Source organism: Providencia sp. 2023EL-00965 (assembly GCF_033550225.1).
Taxonomy (GTDB): Bacteria; Pseudomonadota; Gammaproteobacteria; order Enterobacterales; family Enterobacteriaceae; genus Providencia; species Providencia manganoxydans.
Genome location: NZ_JAWUEH010000015.1, coordinates 60,995 through 73,615, shown reverse-complemented (window position 1 = coordinate 73,615; position 12,621 = coordinate 60,995). Strand labels below are relative to the sequence as shown.

Genomic DNA, 12,621 nt, shown 5'->3' with positions numbered 1-12,621 from the left:
GGAGCAGTTAGTCGAGAAAAACATAAATTTCTAGAAGCATAGAAAAACGATGAGGCTGGCGCGAATGAGCGTAGTCACCATACCTCAGCGCAAGACGCTGTGACTTGCAGTATAACAAATATAAATACCTTAAATAATCAACGACGATATACCTAAACCCACGGAGAGAAAATATGGAATTGGCTGATCTAATGCCCTTTTTAACCATTATTGGGGGCATAATTATAGTCATACTGGGCTTCTTTGGGCTATTCAAAGCCTTCTATATCAAGGTCCCGCAAGGAACTGCGCTTATTGTCAACGACATGTCATCGCAGCCAAAAGTCCATTTTACAGGCGCCTTAGTTTATCCTGTCATCTACAAAAAAGAGTTCATGCGCATCTCTCTTTTGACCTTAGAGGTTGATCGCCGTGGTAAAGATGGCCTGATATGCCAAGACAATTTACGTGCGGACATTACTGTCGCCTTTTACCTACGCGTTAACGAAACCACTGAAGACGTTCTAAAAGTTGCAAAAGCGATTGGTGTCGATCGCGCATCTGACCATCAAGCCGTCAGCACGCTATTTAGCGCTAAGTTCTCTGAAGCACTAAAAACCGTTGGTAAACAGTTTGAATTAGCCAAGCTATTTGAAGACCGACAAAACTTCCGTGATCGCATTGTTGATGTTATTGGTAAAGATCTTAACGGCTATGCACTTGAAGACGTGGCAATTGATTATTTAGAACAAACACCAAAAGTCGCTCTTGATCCAAACAATATTTTCGACTCCGAAGGTATTCGTAAAATCACCGAAATTACAGCCATCCATAATATTGAAACTAACCAAAAAGAACGCGACCAAGAGTTAGCTATCCAGAAAAAAAATGTGGAAACCCGCGAAGCAAGTTTAGCGCTTGAGCGCCAACAAGCAGATGCAGAAGCACGCCAAAAACGTGAAATCGATAATATTCGTGCTCGCGAACAAGCAGAAACGCTTCGTGTACAAGAAGAAGAGCGCCTCAAATCCGAGCAAGCGCGTATTCAAACTCAACAAGAAATTGAAATTCGCGAAGAAAACCGGATGCGTGAAGTTGAGGTCGCTCAACAAAACCGTACACGTGCCGTTGCCATTGAAGAAGAACGCGTTAATCGTGCTCGTGATCTCGAAATTGTCGCCCGTGAACGTGAAGTAGAACTACAACGCATTGAAAAAGAAAAAGCGTTAGAAGAAGAACGCAAAAACATTTCCAATGTGATCCGTGAACGCGTCATTGTTGAGAAAAGCGTCGCTCAAGAAGAAGAGCGCATTAAAGAAGTTCGTGAAATTTCAGAAGCTGACCGCTTACGCCAAGTCACCGTGATCAACGCACAAGCGGAAGCTGAAGAGTCTTTAGTCCGCCAAGTGAAAAAAGCAGAAGCGGATGAAGCCAGTGCAAAACACAGAGCTGAAGAAATTAGCACTATGGCACAAGCTGAGCTAGAGGCATCAGCAAAACAAGCTGAAGCGAAAAAACGTTTAGCTGAAGGGGTGGAAGCCGAACATGCGGCATTAGGCCTTGCAGAGGCTCGTGTACGCCAAGCAACCGCTGAAGCTGAAGAGAAAGAAGGCTTAGTACAAGCTAACATTACTGCTGAAAAATTGCTTGCAGAAGCGCGTGGTTTGAAAGAAAAAGGCTTAACTGAAGCACAGGTCATGGAAGCCAAGGCACAAGCAGAGCAACAACAAGGCTTTGCAGAAGCGAAAATTCTTGAAGAAAAATTGGCTGCTCAAGCACGTGGTGAAGAGCAACAAGCTAACGCTAAAGAAAAATTGGGTCTGGCTGATGCCAAAGTTCTTGAAGAAAAACTGGCAGCGCAAGCTCGTGGTGAAGGCCAATTGGGTGCAGCACAAGCTGAAGTTATCCGCCAACGCTTGAAAGCAGAGGCAGACGGTCTAACTGACAAGTTTAAATCAATGGATCACCTCAGTGATACTGCTCGTGCGCATGAAGAATTCCGTATGCGTCTTGAAAAAGAGTTCGAACAATCCATGGCTTCTATTGATGCCAACAAAGAAATTGCCCGTGAACAAGCTGATGTTCTGGCAGCCGCATTAACCAAAACCAATATCGAAATTGTGGGTGGTGATGGCAGCTTCTTTAACACCTTCTCTAAAGCATTGAGCTTAGGTAAAGCTGTCGATGGTTTTATGGATAAAAGCAGCTTCGCAAAGGAAAGCGTGGAAAAGCTGATGAATCGTAAAACTGATCAAAAAATAGATATTGCATCATTGCTTAAAAACCCAGAAATTCAAGATTTGATTAATGGGTTTATGGCAGCGAAAGGTGCTGGACAACAAGCAAAAGTTGTCACAGAAAAACCAAAAACACCAACTGATGATTTATTTTAATTAAAGCATTTATACTCAAAATAATTCGAGATGCAGCTAGACGACCAGTAAGTACGTCACTAGAAGCCTACAAAAATAGGTAACTAGTACGCATGTACCTAGTCAATAATGCTGCAACTTGAATTATAACGAATATAAGTATGCCTTTGTTATAGCCAAGGGAATCAGCGATACATGTCAATTCAGGATACGGATCACGAACAGGAAATACTGGATAGTGCTGTTGCACAAGGTGGTGCTTATGAAATATTACGCAAGCGCCTTACCGAGCAAGGGCAACAGCTTCATCAAAAAGCCGCGCAGCTCAATGACAGTCGCTTGCAAGAGTTCGGCCAAAGTCAAATGGACATTATTGGCCGTATCCGTATTCGCACAGAAAATAACTGCCAAGCAAGAGATATTGTTCGTGTCGGTGATTGGTTGTTATTTGGCTATAATGTTTTCCTTGGTTTAAAACGAGAAACACATCTTGAAGATGTGTTTTCTTTGTATCGCTTGATTGATAATCAAGGCGACTTCGATGTTGAAGCCGTGCCTTATGAAGGCACCTTTCTCAGTGATACCCGCTTTGTTCAAGACTTCACCGAATTATATACCTACTATAAGAATACCCAATTATTACAACTGGTTGAACGTGATGGTAAGCTATTAGCTAGCTTCCAAATCGGTGATCGTATTAGCGACGTACGTGTGTTCCGTTGGTCTATTTCCAGTGATAAAAGTAAAATAGATTATATTGATAACCGCGGTGAACGTGATATTGCCCTTCCTCCTGCTTATGATTTTGAATGGATTAAAACGACACGTGAAGACACGGTAAATGGTCGTTTTCCCCATATCAATATTTTAGATACCGTTTTTGTTGAAACTATCGGTGGCGATCTCACTATCAAGTGTGAAAATAATACCGAAGATGGATTGGGAATTTATCGTGAAGCAGTTCTCGATAAAAACCAATCACTTGATGATGCACAAATCGAGTATGCGCAAACAGGTAGTTTGATCCTTCTTAAAATCTTACCTTATCGAGAGGAAAGTTGGCGTTATTTGGTTTACAACACGCTCACTCAAACGGTTCAACGCATTGATGCCATAGGCCAAGCTTGTGTGCAATTACCTGAAGATCACGGCATTATCTTCCCCGGTGGCTATTATCTACAAAACGGTGAATATAAAACTTTCGACCAACCAATGGATGGCATGCGTTTTCGTCGTCTACGTCGTTCACCTAATGGTGAAGATGTCCTATATGTATTCTATTCACCAAATCAAGGTCGCATCGCCCTATTTAACTACAACTTAATTGAGCGAAAACTGGCTATTCCGTTGATCGGCCATGGTTATGCCATGCTCGAAGATGGCAAGATGGTGCTATTTGAAGGTGAAGGTGACGAAGCAACTCGTGTTCATCCAATGCAAGTATGGCAAACACCTTTTTATACTGAGGAATTCGCGGATCAACAACCTGCTCGAGGCGGCTTTTTCGGCAAAATTGGTAATGCTGATTTGGTACGTGGTATCTCTGAAATATTGCATATCGCCAAAGAGATTGAAGGCAATCAAGTATCCGTTGCTCGCTATGAACAACTTAGCCAACAACCCAAGAATCTATTAGATATCTATTACTGGTTCAATGATGAACAGTGTTTAGGTATTGGTAAATTACTCAAAGAAATCACACAAACCAGTGAGTTGGTGTTAGACGAATATGAAAAAGTAGAAAGTATTCGCCAACAATCTGCGAAATCAATGAGTGAAGCGATTAGCCGCCAAAAATCATTACTTTCACTAACTCTACCCGAGAGTTGGAATGATATTCAACAATTTGTTGATGGACTAAATGCACTCAGTGCACAACGCGGTCATCTTATTTCCTTACGCGAATTCCGTTATATGGATTTGACCAAACTAGGTCAAATGGAAGAAGAGATCACTCAAACTCAGCAACAAGTTTCCCAAGCAACCGCGGCATTTCTTGCGAGTGATAAAGCACTACAACCGTTTAAAACACAGTTAGCCGCCTTTGAAGAACAGATGGAAGGCGCACAAAATAGCGCTCAGCTCGACATTCCTATGAATGGAATGGAAACCATGTCTAACGATTTAGACATGCTATCAAATTTAATGGCATCATTAAAATTCGAGGATGTGACACAACAAACTCATATCATTGATGCTATTTCACAGATTTATGCGCAATTAAACCAATCAAGAGCACGCTTACAACAAAAACGTAAATCACAAAGTAGCGTCGAAACGGTTGCCCAATTTGGCGCACAATTTCGCTTATTTAGCCAAGGCATCACTAATGCTTTATCACTTTCGACCGACCCTGAACGTTGTGATGACCAATTATCACGGCTGTTAGTACAATTAGAAGAACTCGAAAGTCAATTCAGCAACCATGATCAATTTCTCGATGACATTTTAGCCAAACGTGAAGAGCTATTAGAGACTTTTGAATCACATAAACAGGCACTACTGGATGACCGTCAACGCCGTTCCCAAAACTTACAAACAGCAGCAGAACGGTTGTTAGAAAGCTTACAGCGCCGTACTCTACGCCTACAATCGCAAGATGAATTGAATGCTTTTTTTGCCTCAGATCCATTAGCAGCAAAAACTCGTGAAATCATTGAAAAATTAAGAGAAATCAATGATAACGTTAAAGCCGATGATATCGATGCTAAATTGAAAGCAGCGCGCGACCAAGCAATTCGTACATTACGCGATAAAACAGACATCTTTGAAGATGGTGGCAACATTATTAAATTGGGGCCTCGCCATCGCTTTAGCGTAAATACCCAAGAGCTAGACTTAACCATTCTGCCAAAAGAAAACCAGCTATGGTTATATCTGACCGGTACTGATTTCCAAGAGCCAATCGACAACCCACAATTAGCAGATTTACAACCCTATTGGTCAGCCACATTAGAATCTGAGTCAGAAAGCGTTTACCGTGCAGAGTATTTGGCTTACTCAATCATTTATGCAGCCAGTAAACGTCAAGATGGCCTTGACTACAATATGCTGAAATCCGCATTATCCGTGCCTGAAAAACTGGATAAAATTGTGCGTGATTTTGCCGCTCCTCGCTATAAAGAGGGTTATGAAAAAGGTATCCATGACCATGATGCCATTGCCATTTTGAAAAAATTGATCCCTGTTGGTGAAAGTGCAGATTTACTACGTTATAACCCAACAGCACGAGCAATTGCGGCCATTTTCTGGGAACAAGCACAAACAAACGCATATCCGGCACTATGGCCTGAGCGCGCTCGAACAGCAATGAATATCCAACAACTATTCCACAATGACGATGCCTTACTTGATTTGCAGGCAGAAATCGAAGCGGATATTAGCCTTTTCCTACAAGAGCACCCGATAGCATGTGAAGGTTATCAACAAACCCAAGCTGCTGAATACCTTAGCTTTGCTTTGGCGCGTAGCCCAATCGACCTTATATACAGTAAATATGCACGGGATCTTGTTTCTGCACTACAAAGCAGATTAGAAGACGCACATATGTGGATTGATTTTAACCGCTCACAGCAAAATCTATCGGATCGCTATGCACAACGTTGGGCATTAATCCAAAATTGGTTACAAGGGCTGTGCTCTATTGCTGAATTTGCCCATTTGACGCCATACATTCCAGGTGCAATTGCGATCATTATTTTAGATAAAGCCGCTTCAGCACGTTACAGTGAAGCAGACCTTTACTTCAAAGTGAATGGCTTGCTCGGTGAGCACCCAACAATAGAAAATCAAACACTTTCACTGAGTTTAGATAACTATTTCAGCCGCATGCGTCGTCAACGCAAACAATTTATCCCTGCTTTCCGTGAGTATCAATCATTACGTCAGCGTATCGTAGCAGAAGAGCGACGTCGCTTGAAACTCCACGAGTTCAAAGCACGGCCTCTAAGTTCTTTTGTGCGTAACAAATTGATTAACGATGTTTACTTACCGATCATCGGTGACAACATGGCGAAACAAATCGGTGCACTAGGTGAAGGTAAACGCACCGATTTAATGGGACTGTTGCTGATGATTTCACCACCGGGCTACGGTAAGACAACATTAATGGAATATGTTGCCGACCGCTTAGGCTTGATCTTCATGAAGGTCAATGGCCCCGCATTAGGGCATGACGTCCTCTCTCTCGATCCAGCTCAAGCCCCCAATGCAACCGCAAGGCAAGAACTTGAAAAACTCAATTTAGCCTTAGAGATGGGGAATAATGTCATGCTGTATGTTGATGATATTCAACATACTCATCCTGAGTTTTTACAGAAATTTATTTCATTGTGTGATGGAACAAGGCGTATAGAAGGTGTTTGGAAAGGGCAAACCAAAACATACGATATGCGCGGTAAAAAATTCTGCGTCGTCATGGCAGGTAACCCATATACCGAATCAGGTGAGGTTTTCCGCATTCCTGATATGTTAGCTAACCGTGCAGATATCTATAACTTAGGGGAAGTGCTCGGTGGTATGGATGAAGCATTTGCATTAAGTTATATCGAAAATAGCCTGACCTCTAACCCAGTACTTGCTCCTCTTGCATTACGTGATTTAAATGACCTTTACCTGCTCGTTGATAAAGCGATGGGTAAATCAGTCTCGACTAATACCTTGAGCTATCCATACTCAGATGCAGAAATCAGTGAAATCGTTGCAGTTATTAGCCATTTGCTCACGCTACGCGATGTGGTATTAAAAGTTAACCAACAATATATCGCAAGCGCTGCACAGTCCGATAAATACCGTACTGAGCCTGCATTCCGTCTACAAGGCAGTTATCGTAATATGAATAAATTAAGCGAAAAAGTGTCTTCAGTGATGAATGCAGAAGAGCTAGAGCGTTTATTAGATGATCACTACCTTGGGGAAGCACAGCTACTCACAACAGGCGCAGAAGAGAACTTACTAAAACTCGCGGAAATTCGTGGTGTACTCACCGAGCAAGAAGCGTCACGTTGGCAGCAAATTAAGCGTGATTTCATGCGAAATAAAGCGCTTGGTGGTGACAATGCTGACGTAGGTGATCGTGTTGTTGCGCAGTTAGCCGATCTAGTCGAAAGCGTACAAGCACTTGGTCAGCAGTGACTATGAAACCATGGTTAAGCCAACGTATTAAATTATTGGTTATTCTGTCGGGGCTATTAATTTTAATCCAAATTATTAATAGCCTAACAGGTGCATTAACGCATTTTGGGATCATACCCAGACGTTTCGATGGGTTAGTCGGCATTGTGTTTGCCCCCTTTATCCACGGTAGTTGGGGCCATTTACTGAGTAACCTCCCACCTTTACTGGTTTTAAGCGCATTACTCCTTCATGGCCGAATCCGTGATTATATATACGCCTCTATATTTATTATTATAACTAGTGGTTTAGCTGTCTGGCTAGTAGGTCGCTATGCGGTGCATGTAGGAGCCAGTGGTTGGATTTTTGGCCTTTGGGGGCTGCTTATTGCACAAGGTTTTTTTCGCCGCCAAATATCTGATATAGCCATTGCAATCATCGTATTGTTTTACTTTGGTGCAATGGCCGCAGGGCTATTACCTGTACATGAATATATTTCAACTGAATCACATATCGCAGGTGCATTATCTGGTTGCTTTTATGCATGGTGGATCAACCACCAAAAAAATAAAAGAAATATATCTACAAAACACTAACAATTAACAACGTATATAAATCATAAAATGAGATTTAGTTTATTTCATAGATATACCAAGAATATTATTCTTTTCTAAATAACCTGACCAATCATTGTTATCGCTATCTGTATACCCATAAAAAAATGGAAAAGCACTAGATACCTGATTAACTTTATCGACAATCAACTCATTGTATATATTATATACTAAACGGCTAGATTCATTATTTGAAAAGTAATCACTTTCGTGAACTTTTATTCCACCTAAAAAACAAATGGTATCTGGATTTTTTATTTTAAAGCCTGAGAAATGATAAACCAGCGCTTTATTTTCACCAAAAAAAACATCATTATTTCTACGCTTCCACTCTCTTTTTAACACATTCCAAGGACCTATGTTTATCACTGTTGATGGTTCATAAAATACATTATCAAATAGTGAAGGTACTTCATTCAAATACTTTTGATCGCCAAACGTCACATCATTGACATCACAACTTTCAATACATTTATTTTTCCACCAAGATAAAACTTTTTTACCTTTAGCATCTTTTTTAAAACTAATGAAACCACTATTAAAATTACCTACTATACTTTTAATATTATTATATTCTTTCTTTTTATCGTGTTTGTTTTTAGGTAAAAACTGCTCTTCAAAAGTAAAAAACACAGAATAATCTTTTGAAGATAAATAACTGGAAGCATTACCCATAAAAAAGAGATCTGAATCTGTGTATGTAACACAATCATGTTCATTTATTAAATCGAGTATGAACATACAAAATATCGATTTCAATGTCCAACAATATGAAAAATAATGGCGCGTATTTTTAAGATCACGAATATTATCATTAATAATATTCTCTTCTTTTAAGATAAAAACATTGGCATAGCTCTGAGTAAAAGAAGAAATTATCTCATAGGATTCATCATCCATAGATAAAACATAAATATTTGATTTATCAGCATTCTTTATTATTGAATCGATTAAAACAAGGGCTTGGTAAACTCTCATTTTTGATGAAATTATTGCCCAATTATTCATAAGTGCTCCTTTAATTTATAATTAATGATTCTTTATTGAATTTACTAGAAAATAATCTTAATTGTTCCAAGGTTATACTTTCACTTTTTTGATTTTTATAAAAATATGCTTCATACCATTCAACGGTATATCTCATCACTTCATTAATAGTGAAAATATTACTCCAACCTAGATGATAAGCAGACTTATGACTATCTAATTTCAATAAATTACTTTCATTGATAAGTGATGGCGATACTTTGGCTTTAAGGTCATTTTTCTTCCATAAACTAAATAAAATATCAACAACCTCTTTTACAGTAACGGATTGATTTGTCCCAAAATTCCAACTATCAAATTTAATCGTTGTTTTATACATTGATTCTGCTAAAAGCATATATCCAGCTAATGGTTCAATAACATGTTGCCAAGGTCGAATACTATTAGGAAACCTAATGGATATATCACAATCACTAACAAATGACTTGATACAATCAGGTATTAATCTATTTTCTGACCAATCTCCTCCCCCAACAACATTCCCAGCTCTAACTGTTGAAAAGCTGATATCAAGATCTTTAAAAAAAGATCTTGCATACATCTCGGTTACCATTTCAGAACAAGCTTTACTGCATGAATACGGATCTAACCCTCCTAATTGGTCGGTTTCCCTATAACCCCATATCCATTCTTTATTTTTATAAACTTTATCTGTTGTAACGTTTAAGAAAACTTTTGTCTTCAAACCTTGCTTTTTAAGTTCATACAATTCCTTTAACAAACAGTTTGTACCTAACACATTCGTTTTCATTGTTTCATGAGGATCTAAATAGGATGCCAAAACTAAAGGCTGAGCCGCCATATGAATAATAATATCAGGGTTACTTTCACTTAAAATAAAGTTTATTAACTTATCATCATTGATATCTCCATAAAAATTTAAAATATTATTATTTATGTTATCAAAAATATTACTTGTACAATCGACATGTTTACTTAAACCTACAACTTTAGCACCTAAATTACTTAACCAAATAGACAACCAACTTCCTTTAAAGCCATTAGCACCAGTAATTAAAACTGTTTTATTCTCCCAGAACCTCTCCATTTAAAAATCCTTATTTTTAAATAAATAATAATAGAACTCAACTATTGGAAATAATTTATACTCAACCGCTGATAACTCCTCTAAATTAGAATTATTATCAATGATAGATACTAATTTTAATAAAATATTTTTCAATTCTAATATTGAAATTTTAAATTCATATTTAATACTCATCACATCACTAGATTTAGATTCACCCATTAAGATAAGATAGATAGTATTAACAACCTCATCAACAGAACAAAACTCAATTTCTTCTAATAATGAAGATTTAGTTTTGATCGCTTTATTACTTATTATACACTCCATTATAAATGGTATTATTCTAGTTATAACCTTATCTTTTCCATATATATTGCATAACCTTAAGGAATGATAGTTCTTACTATATTTATGATTACAGTAGCGGATCATGTCCTCACAAATTTTCTTACTTAAAGAATATGCATTAAAATAAAGCTCATCAACTAAAACCTTTTTGCTTGATAAGTAAATAAATTTAGGTATATTATTTTCTATTGCATACTTTAATAATAATGATGTAGATTTAATATTAAAATAAAGAGTATTAAGACAATTACTATCGTTTCTAGACTCACCAGCACAATGGACTAATGCATACACATTTTTTATTTCGTATAATAAATCTATATTTTCATCTACTGTTAAATCAATATACTTAATATTAAAACTATTTGTATTATATGGAGATTCTCTCCTAGATATTCCAACAGTTTCAATATTTTTTTTATTTAAAAAGTTAATTAGGTTTCCACCAATAAAACCAGAACTACCTGTAACGATTATCGTTCCCATAAAGATTTCGATAAGTTATTAATATCCGACAAATCTTTCTGTGTATCAATACATTTCCAAAAGCCTTTATGATGATAAACAGATAGTTGATTATCTTTTGCTAGTTTTTTTAACGGTAAATCTTCAAAAATACAATCTTTAGAATCAGTTAAATAATTAAAAACATCAAACTTACAACAAAAGAAACCACCATTAATAATCTCTTCACTCTTTTCTTTCTCTTTAAATGACGTAACCAATTTATTTTCAACGTCTAAAACACCAAATTGGCTTTCTCTATTAACTCCAGTAACTGTAACTATTTTATTTTCTTTTTTATGATGATTTATCAACTTATCAATACTTATATCACTTAATCCATCACTGTAAGTCAGTAAAAAATCCTCATTATTGACTAATTTTCTACACTGGTTTATTCTATACCCTGTTTGTGAGTTTAACCCTGTATCGATAAAATGAATATTAAAATCAAGATTATCATTATAAATCTCAATTGCATTATTTTTCATTGTTAATTTAAAATCATTAATTTTCCATTTTAAATTAACAAAATATTCTTTAATCCAATCACCCTTATACCCTAGAGGGAGAATAAAATCATTCACACCATACTTTAAATATATTTTTATTATATGTAATATTAGGCTTTCATCTTTTACTTTCACTAATGGTTTTGGTAATGGAGATACATCACCTCCCATTCTCATACCTTTACCACCACATAAAATAATGCATTTCATATAAACACCTTTAATAAAGATAATAGAAATAAATTTATTATTAAAGGCAATATGAATCAATTATAAAAACAATTAATTACTAATAAAATGAATTATTATTTTATGATATAATCATGAATAATGTATCTAGTATGTGATTTATTATTCATGATCTTTATTCTAGGTGGTTTAATAGTTTCAGTTATCCAATCTTTTGGACTCGATAAACACAACGACCCGCACCATCTAGTAAATACTGTTCTCTTTCAATAGTGACGTCTTTTCCCATAACCTCTTGAAATAATTTCAATTCTGAACGACAAAAATTTTGACAGGCTGTTGCTGCTGCACAGATAGGGCAATGATTTTCAATAAACAGCCAACTATTGCCATCTTGTTCAACTCTAGCCATATACCCTTCTTCGCTACGAACATCGGCTAACATTCGTAATTTTTCAACAAAAGATAATACCCCACACCGAGAGAGATATTTATCTTTCATCTCTTTTTCGCGCTGGGCGATCAATTTTTCTAAACCTTCACCACCAAAAATATTTTTTACAGAATCAATCAATTGCAAAGTCAATTGAGCATGAGTGTCAGGAAAACGTTGATGGCCTAATTCAGTTAATACCCAATTTTGTCTAGGTCTTCCCGCACCTAACTGTGAAGTACACTGAACACCTTCAACCAAGCCTAGTGCAGACAATTTTTGAATGTGCTGGCGAGCAGCTTCACCAGTCATATTGAGATCTTTTGCTATCACTGCGGTTGATATAGGGCCTTTAGTTTTAATACAAAACAGCACCTTATCTACCGCTTGGCTAAGGTTTAAATTATCAAAGTAATTACTTGCATTAATCATTGTGTCACTCTAATATCCAAGTCAATACTTGGATATTAACGTTTTTTTA

Annotated in this window: 8 protein-coding genes; 3 read left to right on the top strand and 5 right to left on the bottom strand. The window is 37.1% G+C overall.

The features are described 5' to 3' along the window. The first annotated feature begins 173 nt into the window (after positions 1–173). From SC428_RS17515 to SC428_RS17505, 3 genes are all read left to right on the top strand, one after another. Complete coding sequence (locus tag SC428_RS17515; RefSeq protein ID WP_140179923.1) at positions 174–2,372, top strand: flotillin family protein; 2,199 nt, start codon at positions 174–176, stop codon at positions 2,370–2,372. Between the two features lie 174 nt (positions 2,373–2,546). Next, positions 2,547–7,484 carry a DNA repair ATPase gene (locus SC428_RS17510; protein ID WP_070929829.1) on the top strand — a complete coding sequence of 1,646 codons (4,938 nt, stop codon included), beginning with the start codon at positions 2,547–2,549 and terminating at the stop codon, positions 7,482–7,484. 2 nt (positions 7,485–7,486) lie between these two features. Further along, positions 7,487–8,059, top strand: coding sequence for a rhomboid family intramembrane serine protease (locus tag SC428_RS17505; protein ID WP_318709296.1), 573 nt, complete (start codon positions 7,487–7,489; stop codon positions 8,057–8,059). A 39-nt stretch (positions 8,060–8,098) separates the two neighbouring features. Here the strand turns inward: SC428_RS17505 and SC428_RS17500 are convergent, their stop codons facing one another. The 5 genes from SC428_RS17500 to SC428_RS17480 form a co-directional block, all read right to left on the bottom strand. After that, entirely contained in the window at positions 8,099–9,085 is a 987-nt protein-coding gene (locus SC428_RS17500; protein WP_318709294.1) for a hypothetical protein, read from the bottom strand. A 10-nt stretch (positions 9,086–9,095) separates the two neighbouring features. After that, on the bottom strand, positions 9,096–10,172 hold the full coding sequence (rfbG, locus tag SC428_RS17495; protein WP_318709293.1) for a CDP-glucose 4,6-dehydratase: 1,077 nt from the start codon (positions 10,170–10,172) through the stop codon (positions 9,096–9,098). After that, positions 10,173–10,988 carry an NAD(P)-dependent oxidoreductase gene (locus SC428_RS17490; protein ID WP_318709291.1) on the bottom strand — a complete coding sequence of 272 codons (816 nt, stop codon included), beginning with the start codon at positions 10,986–10,988 and terminating at the stop codon, positions 10,173–10,175. Continuing rightward, the gene (locus tag SC428_RS17485; RefSeq protein WP_140179936.1) at positions 10,976–11,728 is read right to left on the bottom strand and encodes a sugar phosphate nucleotidyltransferase; all 753 of its coding nucleotides are present in this window, start codon (positions 11,726–11,728) and stop codon (positions 10,976–10,978) included. Before SC428_RS17485 ends, SC428_RS17490 begins: the two co-directional genes overlap by 13 nt. 181 nt (positions 11,729–11,909) lie before the next feature. Then, positions 11,910–12,572 (bottom strand): metalloregulator ArsR/SmtB family transcription factor, encoded by a 663-nt coding sequence (locus tag SC428_RS17480; protein WP_318709288.1) that lies wholly within the window; start codon positions 12,570–12,572, stop codon positions 11,910–11,912. Positions 12,573–12,621: the final 49 nt, after the last annotated feature.

Bases quoted from the DNA above. Each gene is read 5' to 3' on its own strand.
- SC428_RS17515 (WP_140179923.1), top strand. From the start codon at position 174: ATGGAATTGGCTGATCTAATGCCCTTTTTAACCATTATTGGGGGCATA.
- SC428_RS17510 (WP_070929829.1), top strand. From the start codon at position 2,547: ATGTCAATTCAGGATACGGATCACGAACAGGAAATACTGGATAGTGCT.
- SC428_RS17505 (WP_318709296.1), top strand. From the start codon at position 7,487: ATGAAACCATGGTTAAGCCAACGTATTAAATTATTGGTTATTCTGTCG.
- SC428_RS17500 (WP_318709294.1), bottom strand. From the start codon at position 9,085: ATGAATAATTGGGCAATAATTTCATCAAAAATGAGAGTTTACCAAGCC.
- rfbG (WP_318709293.1), bottom strand. From the start codon at position 10,172: ATGGAGAGGTTCTGGGAGAATAAAACAGTTTTAATTACTGGTGCTAAT.
- SC428_RS17490 (WP_318709291.1), bottom strand. From the start codon at position 10,988: ATGGGAACGATAATCGTTACAGGTAGTTCTGGTTTTATTGGTGGAAAC.
- SC428_RS17485 (WP_140179936.1), bottom strand. From the start codon at position 11,728: ATGAAATGCATTATTTTATGTGGTGGTAAAGGTATGAGAATGGGAGGT.
- SC428_RS17480 (WP_318709288.1), bottom strand. From the start codon at position 12,572: ATGATTAATGCAAGTAATTACTTTGATAATTTAAACCTTAGCCAAGCG.